Here is a 25542-nt window from a genome sequence, read left to right as displayed (position 1 = left end):
CTCGGGCGCAGGATAAGTTACTGCGCCCCTGATTTTTTCATACAACAAGCGCTACTCTTATGGTATGAGATTCTGTGGCTCGGATGCATACCAGGCTGTGTAGCCGCATTGTGTGCAGGTAATAGGAGCTAAAGGTGTATTTTTCGCTTGATCGGCAGACCATTTGCCGTCTTTAGGATTTTGTACCATTGGAAACACGCGGAAAGGATATGAGTGAAAACCATACTCGATAGCTGTTGGAACTCGTTTGCCCCCACATTCGGGGCAGGGGCGTATCATTGATTGTTGCATACGTAGCTTGAACTAGTATGTATCTCCTTCGTTGAAATATTCTCTATAGCTAAACGCGGCAAGCATGCTAAAGTGAAGCCTCTTTGCGTTTCTCACCCTTGTATGGAAATGGGACATCTGCCCCATACATTCTCCCTTTTTAGAGCTTATATTCTTGTTACGGGTTCTTATCTGCTTGCAATAATAAAAGATATCTGGAGGGATTATGCTGCAAGATATGCGAAAGTATGCGTGGCTGATTATACCACTGCTGGTGGCTCTGCTCGTAGGAATTGTACTTGGGATCGCGATCCCGCAGAATAGCTTGAATACCGCGATTCCATTGCTTGGAGGTTGGCTGTTTCTGCCGTACTCTCTATCAGTCTTTAATGGACAGTACATTGATCACACCACACATGTCCCGACGTGGTTAATCCAACTGATATTCCTTTCCTATCTACTGGCAATGCTCGTCGCGGTTGGCAGCACCTGGGGGTTACGTCGCACGTGGAAGAAGAGCCGAGCTTTATTGTGGGTGTTGGTGATGGCGTGTGTGAGCGTAGTGGTCTCTATCCCTGTGAGTCTGCTGGCCCCGAGCCTTAACGACAATGGTCTTATGATTACCCCTGCTCTGCTGTTTTTCGCTGTCTGGGCCAATCTACTGTTCTCGGCACTACTTGGCTGGGGGATCGGCTGCCTTATCCCCAGGGGCAAACGTGAAGCAGCTTTACCTCTTATCATACATTAACCATCCAGGATAATGAGGGGCAGAAAGTGAGTATAGTATATCCCTTAAAATAAGATTACCTATCTGGAATAAGATCATTCGGGTCATTCGCGTAAAGCACAGTATAACCACAAAATGTACACGTAAGAGCCCGGATGTATGACCAATTTTTTTTCTCAAGACTCAAAAAGGGAACGAAACGTTGAGGTTGCTCAAGTAGCAATCGCTCTCTCGCTTTAGCGTTAACCCAGACACGCTCTTCTCCACACTCAGGGCATGGTTTTGTCTTTGATTGTTGCATAGGAAACTCCTGGATCGTCATTGCTTGACTAAAAAACAACGGACTTCAAAGCATGTTAGAAGCGGCTTTGAAGTCCGTTGTTTACTTTGCCATTCCTGTAAAAAAATGTTGGGACTCCAAGTTTGACAGGCCGCTAGATCTCCCAGACCTTCACGTTTGAGAAGGCAACCTCGGTTGGCTTGTTTGTGTCGTCAGCGAGCAGGCCGGTATAACCGCTAGTATAGGTTTCGTCCTGAACCTGCGAGAGGAAGTGCTGATTGACATACAAATAAATTGAAGGCCCGCGCGCGATGATAGTCACTACATTCTTCTGCCCATATTTGTTATTGAGATAGGGCGTAGCCATCCCCCAGGTCAAACTGTCAATATTACCCGTAGTATCAGTTCGTTTGAGTAGTGAGTATTCCCCTTGCTGGTTATATTCAAACATATAATACTTGTTTCCGGTGGAATCGGCGCGAAAGATCAGGCCCGAGTAATCGCCTTTGAGGAGATTGACCTCTACCTGAATAGCGAAATTCATATAGAACCTGTTGAAGTCACAATTAGTGATGTAGCCTTTCTTAGATATGGACACATGGTATGTGCCGTTCTTGAAGCCGCAACTATAGGTCGAGTCCGAGCCGATATCGATCCAATCGCCTTCTCCCTTGCTGGCAAGCGAGTTGCTGAACGTGGGAGTATTGTTCGTCACCTCGGTATAGAGCGCTTGAGCATTGACTGATTGTGTGGCCTGTGTGCTTACTGTGGCCTGGATACTCTGCGTCTGTTTCTGCGCTTGCATCATAATTCCCTGCATCCCCAGAACGCCCAGGCTACAAATGAAACCACAACTCCCAAGGATGACGACGACCAAGATGGAGAGCGTCACGATGAGCCATGTCTTGCGCTTCTTTTTGGGCTGTGGCGGTGGGAACGGCATTGGTGCATAGTGAGGATATGGCGGGTACGGCGGCATGACTATTGGCCCTTGCGATGGTGCGGTGGGCATGGGAGCGTTGGGTCCCTGCGGCGGGATAACGCCTGCGGGCGTCTCAGATGGCACGTCTGGAAACGCGACATACTCCGAGGGGGCGGGTGTGACCTTGACGGGAGCCTGGCAGGATGGGCATACCGTTGCCCCTTGCGGTATCTCGGCCTGGCATGATCGACATTGCATAGGTGTCTGTCCTCTGTTTCACAGTATATGAAGAAAATATTAAGTAGAAGCTCATCTATGCAATTATGCCATAGCTTTGCTTGCTTGAATAGTAGAGAAGCAAGCAAGTCGGGGCTTTCCTATTAGCATGGATTTGCCTTTGCTGACATGTTGGACATCGCGCAATAAACACATCAGCAAAAGAACGCGACATGATATTAGGGTTCCTCTGAAAGCGGTATTTTGTGTTCATATCACTACCTGCTACAAGATCTACTCTTCGTCTGGAAGCGGGGGCGCGTGAATTTAAAGACTTTCTCTAGAAACAGCGGCCTGGCTAGTATCTAGGCCGGGTATTCTTTTCAATGGCAACGAAAAGGAGAATGAGATCGGCAAAAGCATACAGGGCGAGGGCACTAGCAATTCCCACAAGGGAAACAAGGCCAAGCACAAGTGGTGGAATGTGAACACCAGGTAGCGGATTAATGTAACTGGCATTTATTGTTATGCCAATGATAAAGAGTAAAGCAAGGGCCAGGCTACCCAGCAAAAAAAGGACCGCAACAATCTTAAGGAGGATGGAGGCTGTCCGCAAAACAAGCCAGCGAGGACCATGAGGTGTTGGAGATGGGGGGGCGTGCGTAACAGGTGGTTGCATGAGTGAAATCTTTTCCTACAAATCTTTTAGCGTATCAACCATGCAAGTATAGCTGACGCAAAATGAGAAGACAAGCTCTCAAAGAGAGCGCGGCGCGATTCACATTTTTGCATGCGAGCAAAGTTTTTTAACTCTCACAGGTGCCTGATCTATCGACTTGTGCTCTGCAGATCCAGATCTGCCGCATTTTGTCGTTACCGATCAAGGTATCGTGCTAATGCTGCTACCTTTCTCATACTCGAACGTGAGCGAACCCACCCTCAAGCGGTCAGTTCTTCCTGCTTCATCGTCGATAGCCAGCGCACGGGAACCTTTGGATCAGCCCTCCCGTTTCGGTCTCACATCAACTCCCCAGGCATTTTACGTCCGGCGGTAGCCACTCTCCAGGACGGCCAGCTTTACGCGTGAAGCTGGCGAAGCTGTTGTGTTGCCAACCACAGGAGATTCAAGGCGGCATTGAGATCCCGGTCGATGACCAGCCCACAGGCCACGCACTCATAGGTGCGGTGTTTGAGCGGCATGCGTTTTTTGACCTGCCCACAGCACGAACAGCGTTTGGTCGAGGGGAACCAGCGCGAGGCGATGAAGAGCTCGCCCCCAGCGTTGGCCACTTTGGTCTTGAGGAACTGCAAGAGTTGCCCCATCGCGGCATCAGCCACGGCACGCGAGAGCTTCCGGTTGGCCATCATCCCCAGGATGTTGAGGTCTTCGATGCCGATGGCCCCACAGGTTCGCGCCAGTTCGCTCGTGAATTTGTGCTGGACATCCCGCCGGATGTTGGCGATCTGCTGATGCTTGCGCGCGACCTTGAGTCGTTGCTTCTCATGCTGCTTGCTGAACACGGTTCGCTTGGTTTGAGGGTCTTTCGTCTTCTGTTTCTTTGACAGCTTGCGTTGCAGCTTGCCGAGTTTCTTGAGATGGAGCGCTAATGGCCTTTGGTTCTCAAGCCTGCGTCCATCGCTCACCACAGCAGCGTGCTTCAAGCCTGCATCCACCCCCACCACTGGTTCGGGAGCGTTGAGGCGCTCCCGTGTGATGTCTACTTGAACGGAGACGTACCAGTGGCCCGCCTCACAGCTGACGGTCCCCCCCAGAATTTTGACTCGTTCGCACACGACGTGCTTGCGTTGGTTGCGCTTCTTCCTGGGTGTGGTGGCTTTCCCCTTTTCGACGAAGCGCAGTTTTTCGGCGAGGTTCACCGTTCCCAGTTTGCGTAAGAGCTTGCCTCGGTCCTTCTTCGTTTGGCGTTGATCGAGGATGAAGCGACCAAGCCTGGGGATCGAGATCCAATGGCTTCCCAAGGTGAATTTGTCGTTGGACACATAAAACGACTCGTGCGACTTCCCCTTTTTCTTGTACTGCGGGTAGTTCGCTCTGCCTGCAAAGAAGTTGTCATACGCTTTCTTGAGGTCGTCGAAGGCACCCTCCACCACACATTTCGTGACGTCATAGGTCCATGGGTACTCGTGTTCTCGAATCGCATTGAAGTGCGCCTTCAGCGCAAGGGCATGTGGCGGTTTGAGCAGGCGCTGCTCTTGGGGAACGGTTTCCTGCTCGGCTTTGTACGCCTGATACTGCTTCTCCCATTGTTCCCGTCCCCAGTTGTAGATAAAGCGCCTCGTGCCACAGGCTCGTTTGAGATACTCCACCTGTTCAGGGGTGGGATTCATCCGGATCTTGTGCGCGGTTTTCATCCTTGAGCGCTTTCTCTAAGGCTTTGCGGTAATTCCTGAGGCCGTACAAGCGTGAACTAAAACCGTGGACAATACTCATCAAGTCCTGCACTACCTCTTGTTCGGGCGAGAGCGTCTCGGTGTTCATCACGACCAATTCCGTGCGGTGCGTCTCGCACAGATGCTTGAGCAGAGCAAAGCCAAAGCGAGCCAGCCGATCCTGATGGGCGATGAGCAGGCACGAAACCTCTCCCTCGACAATGGCGTCTACGAGCCTGAGAAACTGTGTGCGCTCAAAATTGAGGCCGCCCCCGATTTCCATGATCCACTCATCCACCACCAGCTGCTTGGAGACTGCATAACGCTCTAAGGCGGCCCGTTGGTTCTGTAAATCCGGTCGTTGAGCAGGGCTCGACACCCGGCAATAGGCCACCATTCGGCGGATGGCTGGCCGTTGAGGAAGGTTGAGCGCCGTAGCCAGATCGGCCTCATCATAGTAGCGCCGCCCAGAAAGGGTTCGTTTCGCTTTGAGACGGCCTTCCCGATCCCAGCGCTGCAAGGTTTTCACGCTGACACCCACCTGCTTGGCAAATTGTGCGATTGAGTACATATAATGATTTTAATTCACTTTCGTTCACTTTGTCAATACCTAGTACAGATCTCCTTTTTTTGCTATCAGTTTTGATATCACGAGCATATGAGAACAAAGGAGAGGCCCACGTGCAAGATCTTGCACGCGGGCCTCTCCTTTAAGAGTGCCAAGGGCCGGAATCGAACCGGCGACACCAGCATTTTCAGTGCTGTGCTCTACCGACTGAGCTACCTTGGCGCAGGACATAATATAGCATGTCTCTTGCGAACCGTCAAGCCCCTTTGGAGACTTTTTTTTGGCGGCGCGCAAAAATTGGTTCGCTTGCGGTGGAGCGCGCCTCCCTTTGAGCACGATGGCACGTATATCTGCCATTTTGGGTTGCCTGGGGATGCTTTTAGCTCTTTCGTTTGTTATAGTAAGTAGAGAAAAGCTATAGATTTGCCGATAGTGAAACATAACATCACTTTTATGACTGAGGGGCGATGTGGGGTGGCGCTGTTCCAGGCCCTTACCCCTTGCTTGTGTTTTATGACCTGCTATGCTACACTGTCAAATGGAATAATATAACTTATTTTGCCTTTACCTCCTGTGGCGGATGCAGGAGTGAAGATATATACAACACAAAAGAGATACGTTTGTCACATTGTGATACACATATAGTTCATTAGGAGGTCCTTTATACATTGACGAAGGATAAAATTCGAGTGGTGCCCCTGGGTGGCTTGGGCGAGATTGGTAAGAACATGATGGTCATCGAGTACGGTGATGACATCCTGATCGTGGATGTGGGGGTGATGTTTCCAGATGATGAGATGTTTGGCGTGGACCTGGTGATCCCTGATACGAGCTATCTGGCTGATAAGAAGCACCGTATACGTGGAATACTCATTACACACGGACATGAAGACCATGTTGGTAGCCTCCCCTACGTCTTGCCAATGCTTGACTTCCCCCCCATTTACGCGACCCGCCTGACGCAGGGGTTGATTCAGGTGAAGCTGAAAGAGCATAGGTTGCTTGAGAAGACGATCATTAACGTGATCTCCCCCGAGGATAAGCTGGAACTGGGAAGTTGTGGGATTGAGTTCTTCCGCGTCAACCATAGCATTCCCGATGCGATTGGCATTGTCATTCGCACGCCCATCGGTACAGTTGTACATACGGGTGACTATAAGTTCGATTATACTCCCGTTGATGGCAAGCCCGCCGATCTTGGTAAATTGGGAGAACTGGGCAATCAGGGTGTGCTGCTCATGATGGGCGATAGCACGCGTGTTGAGTCTCCCGGCTATACGCCCTCCGAGCGCGTCATCAATGACTCGCTGGACAAGATTTTCGCCAATGCGCCCGGGCGCGTGATCGTGGCAACCTTTGCCTCGCTGATCTCGCGTGTGCAGCAGGTGGTGGATACGGCGGAGCGCTATGAGCGCTTTGTGGCCCTGGTTGGGCGCAGCATGGTCAACAATGTGCAGATGGCCATTGAGCTTGGCTACCTGCGCGTGCCTAAGGGTATGTTGATTCGCGCCGAGGACATCAATAAGTTCAATCCCGGGCAGGTGGTGATCATCTGTACAGGAAGCCAGGGGGAACCAACATCGGCTCTGACACGTATCGCGAACGAGGATCATCGCCTGGTGCGCATTCAGGAAGCGGACACGGTCATTCTCTCCGCGACTCCGGTGCCGGGCAATGAGAAGATGGTGCATCGCACAATTAATAGCCTCTTCCGCCAGGGGGCCGAGGTCTTCTACCAAGGCCTCTCCAATGTGCATGTCTCTGGACACGCCGCGCAGGAAGAGTTGAAGTTGATGCTGAGCCTGCTGCGTCCGAAGTTCTTCCTCCCCGTTCACGGCGAGTATCGCCAGTTGATCCTGCACGCGAAGCTGGCCTATTCGCTGGGTACTCCTGAGGAGCACATCGTGGTGGCTGAGGATGGCGATATCATTGAGCTGACGCAGGAGCGCATCGAGATGGTTGGACATACCACCTCAGGAAATGTCTATGTTGATGGCTTGAGTGTGGGTGACGTGGGTCAGATCGTCTTGCGTGACCGCAAGGTGTTGTCGCAGGATGGTATCCTGATGGCGGTGCTCACCGTCGATAAGGAGACCGGTCAGCCTATCGCGGGTCCCGACATTGTGACGCGTGGCTTTGTCTACATGCGCGATGCCGAGGAGTTGCTGGCGAGCGCTCGCGAGCGTGTGATTGACTCTCTCAGTGGCCTGAACGGCCATAGCTCCGACTGGTCCTTTGTGAAGGATAAGATCAAGAGCACGTTGAGCGAGTATCTCTATGAGAAGACGCGCCGCCGTCCCATGATCTTGCCGGTCGTCATGGAAGTTTAAAACATAAAAACAGAAAAAGCGGCCTGGGCGAATGCCCAGGCCGCTTTTTCTGTTTTTATGGAGGCGGTTTTCGCGTGTTATATTTATAGATAGGAAAATAGCGCGGCACATCAGATGAAAGGCAATGGGGCATGAAGCCGTACGAAGATGATGATGATGATATGGAGTTGGAGATCGTCGACCTGGGAGAGTTTGAGAATGAGCCGAAAGATGTCTGGAAGAGTTCACTGCCATCGCGGGAGAAGAGCGTCTCGCCAGATTCGCACGGGCCTCTTCCACTCTGGCGCAGGCGGCGCGTGCAGGTGCCTTTTGTGACGGCGGTCTTCTGTGTGGGGCTGGTGGCGCTGCTCCTGACCAGTGGAAGCTGGTCCTGGTTCGCTAGCAAATTCGTGCCTCAGCCATCCATCACTTCCGCGAATACCCTGGATATGGGTGAGTCATGCATCAATGATGCCGAGCTGGCACCCAATAAAGAGGTGATCGCGGTCATGGAGCGTGATTATTGTTATCTGCCCTCGCTCTCTCGCATCGAGGGACGCACTGGTAATGCCAGACTCAAACTCTTTGACGCACACTCGAAGCGCCTCCTGGGCCAGTTTGCCCTCGCTAACACGATTCTCGATATCGTTCATAAGCAGCAGTTGAGGACGGAGGATGTGAGCGATATCTACTATCTTACTGTGAGCTGGTCACCTGATAGCAAGAAGGTGATTTGTGCCTTCCAACTGGCTCTGACACCCAGGAGCTCGATGTTTGTAGGGACGCTCAGGACGCTGGCGGGCCTGTATGTGCTCGATCTGCCGAAACAAGCGCATATCTACCTCGCCACTGACGAGTCCAGCGCCGCATCTCCTTCGAGCTTTATGGAGCTGGGCCTGGTCTGGGATGTGCTGACGGGTACGCAGATTCCGCAAGCTAAGCGCGTCCTGGAGACCAGCGCCAATACTGGTTTACAATGGGATGGGCAAGGGCACCTGGGACAGCCTCCTGCAGGCACGCTCTCCGGTATAGATGTGGGAAGTGTGCATAGTGGAGAGCCCTTTACTTTCTGGCAGCCTGGAAGGGTCCAGGTCGTGGATATGACGCCGGAGAGGCAGTATGTCTGGAGTGCCTCCTGCGTGAGCTGGTCGCGTGACGGGCGCTATATGGCTATCCTCTACTGGCAGGCGCGTATAAGCCTACCCGGGCAAGCGCCCTTAGCGCCGGATGTGTTGAAGGGAGCCTCGCTGGATCAATTGCCGGTCTTGCCGGCGCATGATAAAGCTCTTGAGATGCTTTTGCGCTCCCAATCTAAAGGTCTGGAGACGAAGACGTTTGCCTGGAGGCCCGATGGCCAGGTGCTGGCGATGTATGATCATCAAGGAGAGCGCCTCTCGCTCTATAACGCCAATACGGGCGCGCTCTGGCGCGTGTATGGTGTCTCAGTGAGCGATCATAACGACGAGGCGGCGGACCTGATCGCCTCAAGCGTGTTGCAATGGACTCCCGATGGTAAGACACTCTTTCTGGCCCTGCGCACCGGTTCCATGCAGCTCTGGCAGGGAGATGTTCTTCCCGCCTGGTGAGGTTGTGGTGTTGCATGCGTTGCGGGCTTCGCCCGCAACGCATGCAACACCACAACCTCACCAGGCGGGCAAAATTCCTGTTCTGCTACTTGCTTCTTTTGAACATCTGCGCTATCATAACGGGTGTCTCCGCTGTTATGCACTCAGGAGGGAACCTCATTATGGCTGGTAGTAGCTCGAAAAAAGAGGCGAAGAGCCAGGTAAGTGGCACTTCGCGCGTGAGTAGCGCCGCGGGCGCGGTCGGTTCGCAAAGCGTACAGAAGGCTCAAATGGAGCAGCGCACGAACCTTCCCTCTTCGCGCCAGGGGCAGACTCCGCGTACGCGTGCCAGCGCTTCGTCTTCGCGTTCGGGTCGTGGAGCATCCGTGTCGGGCGCGCGCAAGAAGGGCGCGGCCTCTAGCCGTCCGGGTGCGTCTCCTCGCTCAGCAGCTCCCCCTCCTGCCACCAGTGATACGCGCTTTCTTCAGTGGGCGCAGCAGAAGTGGGCCTCGTTGGAGGCACACCAGCGCCAGCGGGTATTTAGTAGTGTGTTGCTGGTGCTTTCTCTGCTCCTCTTTGGCTCGCTGACCTTCTTTAGTAAGGTTCCCGTTCTGCGCAATATTAACCAGTTCTTTCTCGTCTTCTTTGGCTGGTCGGCCTATCCACTCGCCATCGGGCTGGTGCTCTTTGCCGCTGCCCACCTGATGGAAGGCTTGCGCAATGAACGCCTGGTGCGCCTCTCTATGGTCTGGGGACTGGTTGTTATCTGGCTCTTGCTCCTCGTGGAGAGTCGCCTGCTGCTGGGCTATGGCAAGGCGGGTGTGCTGGCCGACCTGCTGGCGCTGCCGCTCCTGGGCTGGCCGACCGCGGTCGCACATGTGGGCCTGATTGGCCTGATTATCTTAGCTATTATCCTTACCTTCCGTATCACCTTTGGCCATGTTCTGCTTGTCGTCGGTTTCTTCCAGCGCCTGGTCGCTGATCCCCAACCACGTGCAGGTGAGTCCGATGAGATGGACCTGGGCGAGAGGCGGCGGATTTCCGCTTTCCTGGGACAGCGCCCGCGCTTCAGTCGCTTTGGTAGTAGCGCCGGCATCAAGATTGGACCCCAGGATGATGATGAGGAAGAGGAGGAGATTGACGAGACGCCAACGATTCCCAATGACCGCGAGGCAGTACAGCAGATCGTGATGGCCGCCAAGAGGCGCTCCGCTCCTCCTCAGCAATATGAGGACGAAGAGGATGATGAGAATGTTGAGTTTGAGCAGGACTTTGGCTTTGAGGACGAAGACGATGACCCGCGCAACGATATCAATATTCATAAGCACCACGTCGGCTCCGTGCCACGCCGGGACCTCAATGTTCCCCCGGCGCTCGATGCCAGGGGTTATTCCAACTCGGTGCGCGGTGCTAACCAGCAAGAACTACCCTTCAATGAAAGCCAGGCGCGGCGCGCAGGCGCAAAACGTGGCGAAGAGATCGCGAACAGCCGTATGGAGCCGCTCGCGCCCAATCCCCGCCTAGGCAAGCGCCAGGAGCAGCAGGCGATAAACCTGCCAGGGGCAGAGGCCGTCCCCAAAATCCCTAAGGGCGCGAAGAATGTTCCATCCCAGGTCATGCCGAACGTGGTCTCGCGCTGGAAACTGCCTGAGAACACACTGCTCAATAACGCGGAGGAGAGCAAGCTTCAGGCCTATGGCGACGACACGGCTGAGCTGGCGCGCTTGATCCAGGAGACCCTGCATAGCTTCCATGTCAACGCCGAGGTGCGCCCGGAGGATATCAGTATCGGGCCTACCGTGATTCGCTTCGGTATTCGCCCCACGGGCAAGGCCTCGATGATCAAGGACGACAAAACCGGCAGGATGATTCCCGCGCTCGATGCCGCCGGGAATATTGTCTACGAGACGCGCACGCGTGTGAGCCGCATCATGGCCCTGCAAAACGACCTGGCCCTGGTGCTCGAAGCCAAGGCGATTCGTATGGAGGCACCCGTCCCCGGTCGCCCCTACGTAGGCGTGGAGGTCCCCAACAAGAATAGCCGTATGGTCACTGTGCGCGAGGTGTTGGAGAGCAAAGAATACCAGGCCGCCAAAGCGAAGTCGAAGCTGGCGGTCGTGCTCGGGAAGGACGTGGCAGGACAGGTGCGCCTGGGAGACCTGGCGCGTATGCCGCACCTGCTGATCGCGGGCGCGACTGGAGCTGGCAAGAGCGTCTGTATCAATACGATTATCGCCAGCATCCTGATGCAGGCCACGCCGGACGATGTCCGCATGCTGATGGTCGACCCCAAGATGGTGGAGCTGAGCCTGTACAATGGGATTCCGCATCTGCTCTCGCCCGTGGTTATTGATGTCGATAAGGTGGTGCCTCTCTTAAAGAACGCCATCAATGAGATGGAGCGGCGCTATCGCCTCTTCTCCCAACTGGGCGTGCGTAACCTGGACGGTTACCGCAAGATGCGTCGCGAGCGCATCGCCAATGGCGATACCTCGCTGAATAATCTCCCGGCAATCGTGACCATTATCGATGAGCTGGCCGACCTGATGATGGCCGCCCCCGAAGAGGTGGAGTCCATGATCTGTCGCCTGGCGCAGCTAGCGCGCGCAACCGGTATTCACCTGGTTATCGCGACGCAGCGCCCCTCGGTGGATGTCATCACCGGCCTTATCAAGGCGAATATTCCCACGCGTATCTCCTTCATGGTCAGCTCTGCCGTGGATTCGCGCACGATTATCGATATGGGCGGTGCTGAGCGTTTGCTGGGGCGCGGCGATATGCTCTATCTCCCGGCGGACGCGGGACGCCCTGAGCGCATTCAGGGAGCCTTCCTGGCCGATGAGGAAGTGGAGCGCCTGGTGGAATACTGGAGCAAGCAAGCCCAGACCATCGCGAATGAGGGTGCTGAGGTTTCAGTCTCCACGCCCGCACCCCAGGTGGTTGAGCCGGGCTGGGAGATCAAGGATGAGCCAAACTCCGATGACGTGGAGCTGGATGACGAGCTGCTCGACCGCGCCGAGGAGATTGTGCGTGAGTATGGACGTGCCTCCATCTCGCTGCTCCAGCGTCGCCTGCGCATCGGCTATTCACGCGCAGCCCGCCTGATCGACCTGCTGGAGGATAGAGGCATTATCGGCCAGTTCGAGCCAGGAGGGCGCGCCCGTGAGATTCTGGATGGCAGCAATGGTGGCGGATCGCACCATCACGCCGATGAGTCTGGCGACTCACTGGCCGATGTCGCGGAGGATATCGCCGCCGAAGAGCGTGCCCGCAACGACTTCCTCCGCCAGCAGGCCGCAAAGCGCAACATCGTCGCCCGTCAGGAAGAGTAAGAGGAATCATAGGTGCCATGCATGCCCCGTTCGGGGGCATGCATGGCACCTATGATTCCTCTTCTATCTCTTTGAGCAGTTTCTTGTCTTGCTTGCTGGTGAGGTCGAGTTGCGCGTAGAGGTCGGGACGGCGCAGGTGCGTCTTCTTCAGGGCTTCTTTGCGGCGCCAGCGCGCGATCTGCTCGTGGTGTCCCGAGAGCAGGACATCGGGCACGCGCCAGCCGCGGAACTCGGGTGGGCGTGTATAGTGAGGATATTCCAGCATATGGCTGGAGTGCGACTCCTCAGTGGTTGAGCCTTCGGCAAGGACGCCGGGCAGGAGGCGACTTACCGCGTCAACGACGATCATGGCCGCCAGTTCGCCCCCGGTGAGCACGTAATCGCCAATCGAGATTTCATCGGTGACAAGGTGCTGGATCACGCGCTCATCGATGCCCTCGTAGTGCCCACATAGCAATGTAATGCGCGACTCCTGCGCCAGATCCTGCGCGATCTGCTGGTTAAAGAGGCGCCCCTGGGGCGTCAGGTAAATGATGGGGCCGCCCTGGTGGACCGCCTCAATGGCGTTAAAGATGGGATCTGGCTTCATGACCATGCCAGCGCCTCCACCATAGGGATAGTCGTCCACGACATGATGCTTATCTGTTGTGGCATCACGAATGTTGTGGAGCGCCACGCTCAGCAGCTCACGGTCCTGGGCGCGCTTGAGGATGCTTTCAGTTAATGGTCCCTGAAACATGCCAGGGAAGAGGGTGAAAATATCAAAATGCATGATAATATTCCGGTCGTTAATGAAGCGGTACGTCTCCAGGGGTAGTAGGATGTGATGGTGGGCTGGCGGAGCCAGCCCACCATCACATCCTACTACCCCTGTGAGCCACGCAGTGGCGATCTGTATTGAGAGGAAAGTATATCAAGTGAGGGGGAAAAAGACAAGAAAGCAGGAGGTGCGCAGAAAGAGTATCTTTCTTTCTGCCAGGAGGTGTGCTACACTGACAGAAGCAATTTTAACCTTCTAACGAACTCCTGGTTTTCAACCGGCCAGCCCGTACATCTGCCAGATCAAACGTCGAGTGGAGTCTATTATTCCTATGTCCTGGTCTCAATCGCATCAGTCCGAAGATCTGCACGACCAAGTAACTCTTCTGGTTGGAAGCGCTATACAACTGCTAGGAAGCGATGCTGGTGTCTTTGTCATCTCCAATGAGGCCTTTGATCCACAGGGAAACGTTGAGTATATCGCCTATCACCTGCGCGCGGAGGTGCTTCCTGATCTATTACAGCGCGTTCAGGAGGGTTTGCAGCCGACCTCGCGCCACCCCATGGTGATAGAGATTCTAGAGCCTGACTGGGCCAGGAGGGTGTATAGCGAGGAGCAGGTGGAGAGTAACGGCACGCAAGGAGCCAGCGGTGAGCAGTGTGAGCCTGAGGCCGCAGCTTCACCAGGGCCGGAGGAGGATGCGTCCTGGCATGAGCTAGAGGGCTGCTCGCTCGCCGTCTTTGATGCGGCTGGCCCGCTGGGGACACTGCACTTTCTCCGCCCCACCGGTACCCGCTCATGCTTTGAAGTGCATGAAGAGAAGATTGGGGCGCGCCAGGGGACGCGTACGTATGACTCCGACGCGGAAGAAGGAGGCGAGGAGAACGCCACTTTGCGCATGTTTATTGTGCAACTGGCCGCGTCCCTGCGTTGTGCTTTTAAGGCGCAAGCCCTGGTGAGTGAGCAGGAGCGCCTGGCCTCCATCTTTCGCTATAGCACCGAAAGCCTCCTGACCGTCGATAGCGCGCTACGGATCATTGATTTTAATCCCGCTATGGAGAAGCTGACCGGGTGGCGCGAAAGCGAGGTATTGGGGGAATTATATTTCTCGGTACTGCGTCCTCGCGACCGGCAGGGGAATGAGCTAAGTTTGCAGGAATCGCCAATCTTGCAGGCCTTCGCGGGCCAGCCTGTCGTCAACCGTGAGATAATTTTTACCACGCGTGATGGCCTGCCCGTCGATGTACGTGTAACTGCCTCCTGTGTTCGTTCAGCGCGTGGGGAGCCGCTCAATGGCTTTCTCACGGTGCATGATATCACGCTGGAGCGCGAGCAGGAGGAGCAGCGCTCGACCTTTATCTCTGTGGTCTCGCATGAGCTACAGACGCCCATTGCCATTATCAAGGGCTATGCCTCGACCCTGGCGCGTGCCGGGAGTCGTCTCGCGCCCCAGGCCTTGCAGACGCGGCTGGTCGCGATTGAAGAGGAGGCCGACCGCTTAAATAAGCTGGTGGGGAACCTGCTGTATGCCTCGCGTATCCAGGCCAATGGCCTCCAGATGGAGATTGCTCCCCTAGACCTGGAACCACTGATTGAGACGGTTGTCAGGCGCTTGAAGATACGCTACGCCGACTTGCAGGCCACGCTTGAGATATCGCCCGATCTGCCGAGCGTCATGGCGGATCGTGAGCGTATTGAAGAAGTGCTGCAAAATTTGCTGGATAACGCGATCAAATATTCGTCGGGCCAGCTCAAGATTACCATTTCCGCGCGTGCCACCAGCAACGAGGTCATTGTGAGCGTACGCGATACGGGCATGGGGATCTCGTTACGCGACCAGGAGCAGATTTTTAAGCGTTTTCGCCGCATAGGCAATCCCCTGGCGCAGTCCACTCCGGGCACGGGTCTAGGCCTCTATATCTGCCGTGCCATTGTGGAGGCTCACGGGGGCCGGATTTGGGTAGAGAGTACCCTGCGTCAGGGGTCAACGTTTTCGTTTAGCCTGCCGCGCGAGAAGCAGGCACAGTTACCGATGGTGGTGTTTTGATGGAGAATGAAGTTTTCGACCAGCGTGATATGACCATTCTAATTGTGGATGATGAGCCGCGCATCCGCGACTTTGTGCGTATGAACCTGGAAATGGAGCACTACCGCGTTATTGAGGCCAGTAATGGCCTGGAGGCGCTTGATCGGCTACGCGAGCACCTGCCTGACCTGGTAGTCCTGGATGTTATGATGCCAGAGATGGACGGCTTCGAGACCTTAAAAGCCATTCGCGAGGTTTCGACCGTGCCCGTGGTGATGCTGACGGTGCGCCAGAGCGAGCAAGATAAGATTCGCGGGTTGGACCTGGGAGCCGATGACTATATCGCCAAGCCCTTCAGCCCACCTGAACTACTCTCGCGTATTCGCGCCTTGCTGCGTCGCTCGCTCATGTCCCCCCCGGCGCGCAAGACTGAGATCGTGGTCGACGAAGACCTGCAAATAGACTTTGCGCGTCGCGAGGTCATGGTGCGCGGCAAGAAGGTCGTCTTGCGGCCAACGGAGTACCGTCTTCTCTATCACCTGGTGAGCAATGCGGGGCGGCTGATGACACACGAGACCCTGCTCTCAAAGGTCTGGGGGCGAGAGTATCGCGACGAGGCCCACTATTTACGTCTCTACATCACCTATTTGCGCCAGAAACTAGAGGAAGATCCAGCCCATCCTAAATATATACTCACGGAACGTGGTATTGGATACCGCTTCAAAGAGCTAGACAATCAGTAGATCTCGAATCAGAGAAAGGATCAAGAAGCTAGCATGAATAAGATGGAACGTGTTGAAGCCGTGCTACGCGGTGAGGCGGTTGACCGGGTTCCGGTGAGCGCCTGGTGGCATGATTACCAGCGTGAAGGCAGCGCCCAGATGTTGGCCGAGGCCACTCTGGAGAGCTATAGCCGCTATGACTGGGATTATGTCAAGGTCACGCCACGGTCGAGCTATATCGTGGAAGGCTGGAAAGCGCGCTATAAGCCGTCCACGGAAAAGTATATGCCGCCTGTGCTGGAGGCCACGCCCATTCGTGGCTCCTCCGACTGGAAGCGCCTGCGGCATATCGAGCCTGACCAGGGCGCGCTGGCCGAGCAGCTCTTAGCGCTGCAACTGATCAACCACGCGCTGGGCTTTGAAGCCTATTTCTTGGAGACCGTCTTCTCGCCCCTGGCGGTGGCGCAGATCCTGGTGGGTGGGAGCGAACAGGTGCTCCTGACGATGCGCGAGGATCGAAACGCCATGCATGCCGCGCTCCGTGTTATCTCTGAAACGATTACCTCGTTTGCGATTGCCTGCCTGGAGCAGGGCGCGCATGGTATTTATTATGAAACCAATGGCTGGGCCAGCACCGAGCAGTTGACCGCCGACAAGTATCGCGAATTTGGCGAGCAGTATGACCAGGAGATTCTCGACGCACTGAAGAGTCGCAGTAAGTGTACGGCGCTCCATAATAGTGGCGCGAACATCCATTTTGACCTGCTGGCGAGCTATCCCATTCATGCCATCAACTGGGCCAGCGAGGCGAGCGGGAATCCCGACCTGCGCGATGGGCAGCGCCGCTCAGGGAAAATTGTCATGGGTGGCCTGAGCCAGGGGGCCTTCCAGAAGGGCGCCAGCCCCAGCCAGGTGCAGGACGAGGTTGGTAGCGCGCTTGAAGCCACGGGTGGAAAGCATCTACTGCTCGCGCCTGGAGGTTCTCTCACCCCTGACGTGCCGACGAAGAGTCTCAATGCATTACGCCGCGCGTTATCTTGAGTTATCCTGCTTGACACTCTGAAGCGCATTCGCTATACTCACACATAATTTTACCGTAGGCGGAATCCAATCGCCATATGACGGGCCAAGGATGGCTAAGGACGGGGCAGGGTGGAAAAAATGTTGTATAGTGTATTCGATATTCGTCTACGATAGAGAAGCTAGCGAGATACGCCTGGGTTGTCATGAGGTATGGGCGTGTATAGCGCGGAATAGTCAATGATGACGAACTGAATGGGAAGATAGAGTGTGCTACCCGTCTGCCGATCTGGTAACATGGTAGTAATTTATTCATCTATAGACCTATTCAGTACAATTAGAGGGGGGTTGAAGCGCGAGAAATGGAGCGATACCGCACAATGCGAGCGTACTCGGCAGGGGGCGTCGTGTTTCGCCTGGTTCCGATGCAGGTCTCGGAGCAATTGTTATTGCAGCACGAGGCATATGCTGGAGAGTATGAGCAAGCGGAGGGAGCGGGTAGCATGGAGGTGGTGCTGGTTGGGCGTAGCCACGCGGGAATATGGGCTTTGCCCAAGGGAACACCTCAACCTGGCGAGACAGCTGAGCAGGTTGCGGTTCGTGAGGTGCGCGAGGAGACGGGGCTTGAGGTACGATTGATCACTTATGTGGGCAGTATCTCATACTCTTTTGTGCGAGACCAGGTACGATACCATAAACAAGTGCGTCATTTCCTGCTGGAAGCAGTTGGTGGGGATACCTCTTTCCATGATTGTGAATATGATATGGTGGAGTGGTTCCCCTTGCATGAAGCTTGTCGTCGTCTGACCTATCAAAATGAAGTACATATTCTGTACCAGGCGGAGGAAATGCTCTTGCGCTGGTTACAGTATCAACGTAAAGAGAGGCAACCATAGCTTTATGAGCCAGCCGCAGGATTATTCGCTCATTCGTCGCATACTCTTGCCCTTTAGTGGGAACGAGACCATCACGCCCGGGCAGAGGTGGAGAATTATGCTTGTGTGGGGGCTGGTGTTTACGCTTCCCATGTTACTATGTACCCTGCTTGTGGGGCTCGCGGCCAAATCAAGCACCGGGAAGTTAATCACGTTGCTGACGATTGTGTTTCTGGCAGGTATCATTTTATTTGGAGCGACCGCGGCCTTCGCCGTGAGCAGTATTAACCGCTCTGTGCGTCTGCGAGAGCAACGCAAGGAACAGGCCAATAAATAGCACCAGTGGAGGTAGGTATGGATCTTAGTGTTGAAGGCAAATCTGAGCGCATTCCCCCTGGCTCACATATCTGCCAACTTTATAGTAAGGTGACAGAGATACCAGGTGTCACGGCGCGTTTGATGAAAGTCGGCCTGCTCTCACAAGAGAAGTGTATGTTCGCGGCCGCACCCGCCCAGGTGAAGGAGTTTCGCGACGAGCTACAAAAATTGCAGATTGATGTAGAGCAGTTTGAGGCCTCGGGTCAGCTTGTTCTGTTTGAAGAGCGCGAGGCTTTTCTGGCGGTGGGGAAGCGTTTTGACCCCTATTACCTGCTCTCATCGCACCAGACATTCATCGCCCAGGCCCTGCGCGAGGGCTGGAGGGCGGTACGCATCTCTATTGATATGACCTGGCTCTCAAAAGATATTGCCACCCCTGAGCAGGTCTTGAAGTATGAAGCGGCCTCGGACGCGGTCTTCACCTTCCAAAATGCACCAATCATCGCGCTTATCCATTATGATCACAGCAAACTCTTGCCCAGCCTGGTGGTAGAGATGCTCAAACTGCATCCTATTTCGGTGGTTGGCAAATATATCAAGCGCAACCCCTACTACCTCAACTCTGAGCAATATATGCTCAAGATCTTGCGTATCAACAAAGACAAGAACGGGAACCGCGGCTCAACCGCCAGCGCATAAGGTAGTGTTACCTCGTCAGCAATGGAAGGGGGTGTGATGGTAGGTGAAGCCTGCCATCACACCCCCTTCCATTGCTGACGAGGTATAAATGCTAGAAGAGGTCGCCCAGACCGCCGATGTTCATATTCATGTTGTTCTGGCCGCCTGCCTGGGAGGCGCCTTCAGCCGTGGGTGGATGATAGGTCATGGACTGGATACCTACGCGACCGGGGCCGATAAAGCGGTTCAGCGTGATAGAGGAGCCAGCCATAAAGTTGCTGATCGCGCCCAGGATGCCGCCACCGCCTCGCTGGGAGCCGGCCACTGTGGTCATCTCCATGCGGACCGAGGGATCTTTCCAGAGCCAGGCTCCGGGCTCGATATCGAGGACCTCGCCGGGGGCAAGCATCTTCTCGAAGACGTTGCCATAGCCATGGAGCAGTAGCATGCCCTCGCTGCCCATCGCGGTAAACTGGTCGACAAAGAGGCCGGTGCGGCTGAAGAGGATGTTGGAGACGCCCTGGACAAAGGTGAAGTTGTAATCTACATTGCCCGTGGCGACCAGGAACTGGTGTTCACGGACCTCGACCATCTGGCCTGGTTGCAGGCGTAGCGCCACGATCTGCCCCACTGAATCGCGTGAGAAGGCGATGTTGCCAGGACCCTGGGCCTCACCAATGAAGATCTGTAGGCCTGCGAAGACGCGCCGCGCCGCTCCCCGCATCGACTTAAAGCCCAGTTGTACCCCAGGGTGCTTCCAGAGCAGGATGTGATGCTCGAAATAGATAGGCATCTGGTTGCCCAGCATGATATCGACGACCGGGACCAGTTCACCATCGATAGTGATGGTCATGTCCGCGATATGCAGGGGACCCTTGGGGTTATGCAGCTCGGAGCGAGGAACGACGTTGCCAAAGACGCTGTTGCTATACTCCTCAAACTGGTTGGGGGGAACATAGGCCTGGGCTGGTGCTGGCTGTGGATCGCTATAGGCCCCGGAGGGGTGCTGAGGCGCCGCTTGTGCCGCGCGCATATCCTGCCCGCAGGTGCCGCAAAACTTGACATGGTCGGCAACCTGGTTATGGCAACGGGGGCAAATCATGAAGAGACCTCCTTAGCAGCGTCGGTCAGATTTTCAACTTTCGCTGGTAATGTTTTTGGTAGGCGGATGATTCTATCAGGAAAGACGTAAACGGGACCCTTATATCAAAAAGAGGGAACCCGAAAGGGGTTCCCAATTTGGATGCGACAGCGTATACGATTCGTGATAGATAGGTTAAGAGACTTAGAGCACGAAGCTATCGGCGAGTGGGCTGCGAGCGTTGTTATTGTTCTCTCGCTTGTCGCCATTCAGGTTGACGGTGCTCTGCCCATTGCTGGAGCGGGGCGGCTGATTGTAGGTGTTCTGCCCTGCTGGTTGAGGGGTGCCCTGAAGTGATTGCAGGCTTTGTAGTGCGGCCTGCTGCTGTGGGTTGGTGGCGCCGTTTGCGCCATCGGTTGCCAGCTGAATCGTTTTGCCTTCGATGACGACGGCGAGGCCGACGCCACGACGTAGATCAGCCAGTTGACGGCGAAGTTCGCGGTTCTCCGCTTCCAACGCATCCATTAATTTTTTCTGCTCGAGCAGCATCTGAGCGATGCCTTCAAAACCAGCGCTAGCAGTGCGATCCATCGGGGATTCTCCTCCTGCGTACTTTTCGTACCCAATATATCTAGAACAAAAGCTCCCATCACAGCGCCACGTCCCCTCAGCTACCTTACGCCAAAAGGGATATAACTCTATCCCAAATCGCCGCCGCAACGCCTGCTTTGGGCATAACGGGCAAGTCTTCCATTGACCCATCGGCATGGAAGAAGTAGACCTTGTTAGTATCCGCCCCAAAACCGCTATCTGAGCGCATCACATCATTTGCCACGAGAAGATCGAGCCGTTTACGCACGAGCTTATCGCGTGCATTCGAGATGACGTTCTCAGTTTCCGCTGCGAAGCCAACGCGAACGAGTCGCCGCGGTCGCGGCTGCTCTCCAGCGTTGCTTCGTGGCTGCGCTGCCTGAAGAGAGGCCAATTCAGCCAGGATATCTGGATTGCGGACCAGGTGTATTGAAAACCCGCCACCAGAAGTATCAGCGTCTGGTGTTGCCTGCCCCTGCTGCCCAGGAGGGGTTATGGCTAGGTGCTCTCCCGCGTGTTTCTTGATTTTCTGAGGAGAGGGATGAGCGGGCCGAAAATCGGCGACGGCAGCGCTCATAACCAGGGCATCAGCATCGTGTACAGTGGCCATGACGGCATCACGCATCTGTGAGGCCGTTTCTACCCGAATCAGGTCTACCCCATAAGGTGCGGGAAGCGAGACCGGCCCTGTCACCAGGACGACATCAGCCCCACGATCACGCGCCTCTGTCGCGATGGCGTAGCCCATCTTTCCCGAAGAATGATTCCCCACATAGCGAACAGGATCAATTGGCTCCTGTGTCCCGCCAGCCGTCACGATGACACGCCTCCCTGCCAGGTCTCCACTGCGGCGACCCAGGGTCAGGCGTATGGCCCCCATAAGGAGGTCTGTATCTGGTAGGCGGCCAGGTCCAACCGCCCCTGATGCCAGGAGTCCTACCGCTGGCTCGACAATGTATGCCCCTCGTTGCCGCAACACCTCCAGATTAGCCTGTGTCGCAGGATGAGTATACATATCTTTATACATGGCAGGAGCCAGGAGTAAGGGTGCTTGCGTCGCCAATGCTACTGTGGTGAGCATATTGTCGGTGAAACCATGAGCCAGTTTTGCGATTGTCTGTGCGGTCGCTGGTACAATCGCCAGGATATCAGCCTCCTCCGCCAGCTTAATATGAGTCTCCGCGGCCTCCCCTGAGGGCTCCCACAGATCGCTATAGACCGGGCGGTGGCTCATCGTTGAAAAGGTTAGTGGGCGAACGAATTCTTCGGCGTGCTCCGTCATAATGACGTCTACCTTCGCGCCAGCTTGCTGTAGCTTACTGGCCAGATCGACCGCTTTATAGCAGGCGATCCCCCCACAGACGCCGAGGACAATATGCCTATTGAGTAACATGTAGGTGATCTCGTTCCCTTGTGTTGGACAGCCCTAATGAGAACACCATTACAATAGCATACGCCGATTGTAAGGGGCAAGGGCCTTGCCAATAAGTACCATATATCATGAATCACGTACTACATTTAAAGAAACGTAGAAAAACTTCTTATTGCCCTATTTAAGATTATAGAAAATAGTTAAAAAGAGAAAGCGGAGTGTCGGAATGCCAGGCGGAGCCTGGCATTCCGACACTCCGCTTTCTCTTTTTAACGCCGAATATCTTTGCGCTTGAGGCAGAAGGCGATGATCAGACCAAAGATGAGAGTCATCGCCAGCAAGGCGAACCAGGTGAGGAGCAGATGCGAGGTTGCCTCTCCCTTCGTTGCGTGCCCAAAGAGCGTGCTGACATACGAGAAATCGTCCGCGCCAAGTTTATCGCCACGCAGGCCAATCGTGGTGCCCATCGCGGCCATGGCCCAGCGAGCCGGGAAGAAGGCCGCGGGGATCTGGAGCGCCTTGGGACTGTCCAGCGAGAAGATGACGCCCGCGAAGATGACCTGTGGAATGAGCGCGATAGGAACCATACTCATGGCACGGTCATTGGTGGGCACCAGGGCCGAGATCATCAGACCCAGCATGAGGCCCGCCAGGGAGGTCAGACACATAGTGACATAGATCTCCAGGAACGGTGGAAGGATGACGCTCGTTTTAAAGGGCGTCTTCAGGGCCACAAAGGCGACCAGGACCAGGCTCTGGACCAGGCAGAGCAGGCCCAGGACGATGATCTTGGAGAACATATAGGGCGCGATACCCAGGTTCACCGTTCGCTCACGCCGGTAGATGGGTGCCTCTTTGACGATCTCGCGTGCGCCATTGATACAGCCAAACATGACGGCGGCGAAGGCCATGATAAAGAGAATCTTCTGCGCGTCCCCGCCTGAGCCCTGCTCGACCAGGTCGTCTTTGACCTTGTTCTTGAGTGCATCGCCCTGCAGGTCCTTGTAGCGCAGGGGGTTCTGGCGCTGGATACCACTGATAATCAGCTTGCCCTGCGGACCATCAATCTGTTCGTAGGCGTCCTGACAGTTATAGCTCATTCTTCCCGTGCCCGTCAGCAGATTCTGCTGGTGCGGGCAGGTGACGATGCTAGTATTGTTGAAGACATTGGCCTGCGTCATAAAGAAGAGGATCAGGCCAATGATGGGAGCCTGTAAGAGCAGGATGGCCAGGTTACCCACATCATTACGCAAGAGTTCAAGATAGCGGCGCGAGAGAATCTGGAATTGCTTCCAGGGATTGCCGCGTTTGGGTGGCTTGATGATCGCTGGCTGCGCCATAAGCTGGGCGCTCTTGGCGGCGTTTTGCGCCAGGGGCTGCGCGACATAGCGCTGGTAGTCAGGCGACTGACGGAAGCGTGCCCCGGCCTCGGCGGGAATATTTGGATTCTCGTCGGTTGGTTCAAGCGCGCTATAGATCTCAGCGAAATCTGCCTTGCTAAAGTAGGCCTTGGCCTCATCGGGTGGTCCGAAGTAGGTCAGGTGTCCACCCGCGGCGAGGAAACAGACATAGTCACAGGCGTTGATATTGTTGGTCGCGTGAGTGACGAGCACAATCGTGCGTCCGCGGTCGGCCAGGCGGCGCATGAGGGTCATCATCCTGCGATCTAGACCTGGATCGAGGCCCGAAGTAGGCTCATCCAGGAAGAAGACGCTGGGGTTCGCCAGGAGCTCAAGCGCGATAGAGACGCGTTTGCGCTGACCACCCGAGAGCTTGCTGATGAGCATATGGCGGCGCGCCGTCAGATCGACATCGGCCAGGACCTCTTCGATGCGCTGGTGAATCTGTTCTTTGGTCACGTCATCGGGGAGGCGCAGGCGAGCGGCGTAATAGAGGGCATGCTCAACAGTCAGTTCGCGGTGAATAATATCGTCCTGGGGCACATAGCCAAGCTGGGTGCTGAAGGCTGCCAGGTTATGATAGTAGTCCTGTCCGTTGTAGAGCACAGTCCCCTTCGTCGCCGGGCGCAGACCGTTGAGGGAATCCATCAGCGTTGATTTACCGGCGCCCGAGCCACCAACCAGGGCTACGAACTTGCGCGGTGGAATGGCGATTGAGATGTCATTAAGCAGGATACGATGGGCCTGGCCCTCTTTGACGAGGTTGATGGCATCAATACGAATTGTATTGCTCTCGTCCTGCTGGATGAGCATCTGCCCAGTATAGATGAAGCGGAAGGGACCAATGCGGATCTCGTCATTGGGTGCCAGGTTGCGTGCACCACGCGAGATGCGCACTCCATTGACATACAGTCCATTCTTGCTGTTTAAGTCAACGATGCGGTAGCCACCCTGAACCTGTTCCAGGCGGGCATGGAACTTGGAGATTTGCAGGTGGTCCAGCACCACAGTATTCTCAGCGACGCGGCCTAGCGTGATGACAGGCATCCCAAGCTGAATCGGGCGAATCTCGGGAATGGCGTCACTTGAGTTGCCGCTCCCATCTTTAAAGAACAGGGTCGTAAAGGCGCCATGCTCATCGCTGATACGGAAGGTATCACCATTGGCCAGGGTATGCTGGAAGGACTCGCTGCCGCGCACCACATGCCCCTGGAACTCTACACCATTGCTGGAGCGCCCGGTTTTGGGATGCGGATGGATGAGGACCAGGCTCTGTCCCTGGCGCTGAATAATGGCGTGATAGGCCGAGACGGTGGGCCGGTCAATCACGATATCATTGTCGGGTGCGCGCCCAATGCTAAAGCCCTGCTTCTCCGGCGCGAGCTGGAAGATGCGGCGATCCTGCCCGGTATAGTTGGTCACTTCAAGGGTGGGAATGCCCTTGATCTCGGGCGCGCCAGCCTTGAAGCTATCCAGGCCCATGGGTCCATTAGCCTGAATAGTGGGCTGGTACCCGGCCTGGGATGGTGTCTGTGGCGGTATGGGCTGGTACCCGGCCTGTTGATAGCCGGCCTGAGGCGGTGTCTGTGGCGGCATGGGTGGCAACTGGGGTGAAGCTGCGTATGGTGCCTTGCCTACCGCTGCAGGGGCCGCTGTAGGGATGCCCAGGCGGAAGGTTACCCGACCTCCTATGCAGACAATATCGCCTGCTTTGAGGAAGGCCTGTTGGGCCTCCTGTTGATTGACGGTCAGACTGTTCTGGGGAGCCAGTTTCTCGATCTTCCAGGTGCCGTTGACCAGCGAGAGCTGGACATGGCGGCGCGAGATTGAAGGATCGGAAATAACAATATCATTGCCCGGCTCGCGTCCAATTTGCAGGACCGGCTTGCCAACTGGCAGAACCGAGCCCGCGCTTGGACCTGAGAGAAACTCAAGCGAAGCGAGATTTGGGGACGGTGGTTGAGCCACGTTCATGTAGTGTTGTCGCGAGCGGACGCGCATAGCATGCACGACGCGCCAGCGACGTCTCCTTTCCGCGAGAGGTGAGGTAAAAGATTGCGTTACAAAAATTGATATGATAAATGCGGATATTGAGTATGTAATATGCCCATTATAGAGA

Annotated in this window: 19 protein-coding genes and 1 tRNA gene; 10 read left to right on the top strand and 10 right to left on the bottom strand. The window is 55.4% G+C overall.

Annotated elements, in window-relative coordinates; genetic code table 11:
- Positions 1-496: 496 nt before the first annotated feature.
- Complete coding sequence (locus tag KRAC_RS16060; protein WP_007908701.1) at positions 497-1018, top strand: hypothetical protein; 522 nt, start codon at positions 497-499, stop codon at positions 1016-1018.
- Between the two features lie 413 nt (positions 1019-1431).
- Here KRAC_RS16060 and KRAC_RS16055 read toward each other — a convergent pair whose 3' ends face one another.
- The 5 genes from KRAC_RS16055 to KRAC_RS16035 form a co-directional block, all read right to left on the bottom strand.
- Positions 1432-2457 (bottom strand): hypothetical protein, encoded by a 1026-nt coding sequence (locus KRAC_RS16055; protein ID WP_007908690.1) that lies wholly within the window; start codon positions 2455-2457, stop codon positions 1432-1434.
- A 316-nt stretch (positions 2458-2773) separates the two neighbouring features.
- Positions 2774-3094, bottom strand: coding sequence for a hypothetical protein (locus KRAC_RS16050; RefSeq protein ID WP_007908686.1), 321 nt, complete (start codon positions 3092-3094; stop codon positions 2774-2776).
- A gap of 398 nt (positions 3095-3492) precedes the next feature.
- The gene (locus KRAC_RS16045) at positions 3493-4788 is read right to left on the bottom strand and encodes an RNA-guided endonuclease InsQ/TnpB family protein (RefSeq protein ID WP_007908684.1); all 1296 of its coding nucleotides are present in this window, start codon (positions 4786-4788) and stop codon (positions 3493-3495) included.
- On the bottom strand, positions 4748-5377 hold the full coding sequence (locus tag KRAC_RS16040; protein WP_007908683.1) for an IS607 family transposase: 630 nt from the start codon (positions 5375-5377) through the stop codon (positions 4748-4750). The genes KRAC_RS16045 and KRAC_RS16040 overlap by 41 nt, the downstream gene beginning before the upstream one ends.
- Before the next feature lie 146 nt (positions 5378-5523).
- Positions 5524-5596, bottom strand: a tRNA-Phe gene (locus tag KRAC_RS16035).
- Between the two features lie 446 nt (positions 5597-6042).
- Here KRAC_RS16035 and KRAC_RS16030 point away from each other — a divergent pair.
- The 3 genes from KRAC_RS16030 (at position 6043) to KRAC_RS61670 (ending at position 12580) form a co-directional block, all read left to right on the top strand.
- Positions 6043-7704, top strand: coding sequence for a ribonuclease J (locus tag KRAC_RS16030; protein ID WP_007908681.1), 1662 nt, complete (start codon positions 6043-6045; stop codon positions 7702-7704).
- Positions 7705-7835: 131 nt separating this feature from the next.
- Entirely contained in the window at positions 7836-9269 is a 1434-nt protein-coding gene (locus KRAC_RS16025; protein ID WP_007908679.1) for a WD40 repeat domain-containing protein, read from the top strand.
- A 161-nt stretch (positions 9270-9430) separates the two neighbouring features.
- On the top strand, positions 9431-12580 hold the full coding sequence (locus tag KRAC_RS61670; RefSeq protein WP_007908671.1) for a DNA translocase FtsK: 3150 nt from the start codon (positions 9431-9433) through the stop codon (positions 12578-12580).
- Between the two features lie 49 nt (positions 12581-12629).
- On the opposite strand, the gene trmD is transcribed toward KRAC_RS61670, so the two are convergent.
- On the bottom strand, positions 12630-13352 hold the full coding sequence (gene trmD / locus KRAC_RS16015; protein ID WP_007908669.1) for a tRNA (guanosine(37)-N1)-methyltransferase TrmD: 723 nt from the start codon (positions 13350-13352) through the stop codon (positions 12630-12632).
- 319 nt (positions 13353-13671) lie between these two features.
- Between trmD and KRAC_RS16010 the strand changes: the two genes are divergently transcribed.
- The 6 genes from KRAC_RS16010 (at position 13672) to KRAC_RS15985 (ending at position 19000) form a co-directional block, all read left to right on the top strand.
- Positions 13672-15387, top strand: a complete 1716-nt coding sequence (locus tag KRAC_RS16010; protein ID WP_007908668.1) for a sensor histidine kinase — start codon at positions 13672-13674, stop codon at positions 15385-15387.
- Complete coding sequence (locus tag KRAC_RS16005; RefSeq protein WP_007908666.1) at positions 15387-16109, top strand: response regulator transcription factor; 723 nt, start codon at positions 15387-15389, stop codon at positions 16107-16109. Before KRAC_RS16010 ends, KRAC_RS16005 begins: the two co-directional genes overlap by 1 nt.
- A 33-nt stretch (positions 16110-16142) precedes the next feature.
- Positions 16143-17129, top strand: a complete 987-nt coding sequence (locus tag KRAC_RS16000) for a uroporphyrinogen decarboxylase family protein (RefSeq protein ID WP_007908665.1) — start codon at positions 16143-16145, stop codon at positions 17127-17129.
- 359 nt (positions 17130-17488) lie between these two features.
- On the top strand, positions 17489-18004 hold the full coding sequence (locus tag KRAC_RS15995; RefSeq protein WP_007908663.1) for an NUDIX hydrolase: 516 nt from the start codon (positions 17489-17491) through the stop codon (positions 18002-18004).
- Between the two features lie 4 nt (positions 18005-18008).
- The gene (locus KRAC_RS15990; protein WP_007908661.1) at positions 18009-18320 is read left to right on the top strand and encodes a hypothetical protein; all 312 of its coding nucleotides are present in this window, start codon (positions 18009-18011) and stop codon (positions 18318-18320) included.
- A gap of 17 nt (positions 18321-18337) precedes the next feature.
- Positions 18338-19000, top strand: coding sequence for an MEDS domain-containing protein (locus tag KRAC_RS15985; protein ID WP_007908656.1), 663 nt, complete (start codon positions 18338-18340; stop codon positions 18998-19000).
- Between the two features lie 91 nt (positions 19001-19091).
- On the opposite strand, the gene KRAC_RS15980 is transcribed toward KRAC_RS15985, so the two are convergent.
- The 4 genes from KRAC_RS15980 to KRAC_RS15965 all read right to left on the bottom strand — a co-directional run bounded on the left by KRAC_RS15980 (position 19092) and on the right by KRAC_RS15965 (position 25397).
- The gene (locus tag KRAC_RS15980; RefSeq protein WP_007908650.1) at positions 19092-20081 is read right to left on the bottom strand and encodes an AIM24 family protein; all 990 of its coding nucleotides are present in this window, start codon (positions 20079-20081) and stop codon (positions 19092-19094) included.
- 183 nt (positions 20082-20264) lie between these two features.
- Positions 20265-20651: a hypothetical protein gene (locus tag KRAC_RS15975; protein ID WP_007908649.1), complete on the bottom strand. Its 387-nt coding sequence runs from the start codon at positions 20649-20651 to the stop codon at positions 20265-20267.
- Positions 20652-20736: 85 nt separating this feature from the next.
- Entirely contained in the window at positions 20737-22044 is a 1308-nt protein-coding gene (gene coaBC / locus KRAC_RS15970; protein WP_007908648.1) for a bifunctional phosphopantothenoylcysteine decarboxylase/phosphopantothenate--cysteine ligase CoaBC, read from the bottom strand.
- A 248-nt stretch (positions 22045-22292) separates the two neighbouring features.
- A complete protein-coding gene (locus tag KRAC_RS15965; protein WP_157506717.1) occupies positions 22293-25397 on the bottom strand; it encodes an FHA domain-containing protein in 3105 nt (1034 codons plus the stop codon).
- Positions 25398-25542 lie beyond the last annotated feature (145 nt).

The sequence above is a fragment of the Ktedonobacter racemifer DSM 44963 genome (assembly GCF_000178855.1).
Taxonomy (GTDB): domain Bacteria; phylum Chloroflexota; class Ktedonobacteria; order Ktedonobacterales; family Ktedonobacteraceae; genus Ktedonobacter; species Ktedonobacter racemifer.
The sequence above is the reverse complement of the archived record's forward strand: the minus strand, read 5'-3'. Positions and strand labels throughout refer to the sequence as shown.

Coding starts and splice junctions, on each gene's coding strand:
- KRAC_RS16055 (WP_007908690.1), bottom strand. CDS start 2,457: ATGCAATGTCGATCATGCCAGGCCGAGATACCGCAAGGGGCAACGGTA.
- KRAC_RS16000 (WP_007908665.1), top strand. CDS start 16,143: ATGAATAAGATGGAACGTGTTGAAGCCGTGCTACGCGGTGAGGCGGTT.
- KRAC_RS15985 (WP_007908656.1), top strand. CDS start 18,338: ATGGATCTTAGTGTTGAAGGCAAATCTGAGCGCATTCCCCCTGGCTCA.
- KRAC_RS15975 (WP_007908649.1), bottom strand. CDS start 20,651: ATGGATCGCACTGCTAGCGCTGGTTTTGAAGGCATCGCTCAGATGCTG.
- KRAC_RS15965 (WP_157506717.1), bottom strand. CDS start 25,397: ATGAACGTGGCTCAACCACCGTCCCCAAATCTCGCTTCGCTTGAGTTT.
- KRAC_RS16005 (WP_007908666.1), top strand. CDS start 15,387: ATGGAGAATGAAGTTTTCGACCAGCGTGATATGACCATTCTAATTGTG.
- KRAC_RS16025 (WP_007908679.1), top strand. CDS start 7,836: ATGAAGCCGTACGAAGATGATGATGATGATATGGAGTTGGAGATCGTC.
- KRAC_RS16040 (WP_007908683.1), bottom strand. CDS start 5,377: ATGTACTCAATCGCACAATTTGCCAAGCAGGTGGGTGTCAGCGTGAAA.
- KRAC_RS15980 (WP_007908650.1), bottom strand. CDS start 20,081: ATGATTTGCCCCCGTTGCCATAACCAGGTTGCCGACCATGTCAAGTTT.
- coaBC (WP_007908648.1), bottom strand. CDS start 22,044: ATGTTACTCAATAGGCATATTGTCCTCGGCGTCTGTGGGGGGATCGCC.
- KRAC_RS15995 (WP_007908663.1), top strand. CDS start 17,489: ATGCGAGCGTACTCGGCAGGGGGCGTCGTGTTTCGCCTGGTTCCGATG.
- KRAC_RS15990 (WP_007908661.1), top strand. CDS start 18,009: ATGAGCCAGCCGCAGGATTATTCGCTCATTCGTCGCATACTCTTGCCC.
- KRAC_RS16060 (WP_007908701.1), top strand. CDS start 497: ATGCTGCAAGATATGCGAAAGTATGCGTGGCTGATTATACCACTGCTG.
- KRAC_RS61670 (WP_007908671.1), top strand. CDS start 9,431: ATGGCTGGTAGTAGCTCGAAAAAAGAGGCGAAGAGCCAGGTAAGTGGC.
- KRAC_RS16010 (WP_007908668.1), top strand. CDS start 13,672: ATGTCCTGGTCTCAATCGCATCAGTCCGAAGATCTGCACGACCAAGTA.
- KRAC_RS16050 (WP_007908686.1), bottom strand. CDS start 3,094: ATGCAACCACCTGTTACGCACGCCCCCCCATCTCCAACACCTCATGGT.
- KRAC_RS16045 (WP_007908684.1), bottom strand. CDS start 4,788: ATGAAAACCGCGCACAAGATCCGGATGAATCCCACCCCTGAACAGGTG.
- trmD (WP_007908669.1), bottom strand. CDS start 13,352: ATGCATTTTGATATTTTCACCCTCTTCCCTGGCATGTTTCAGGGACCA.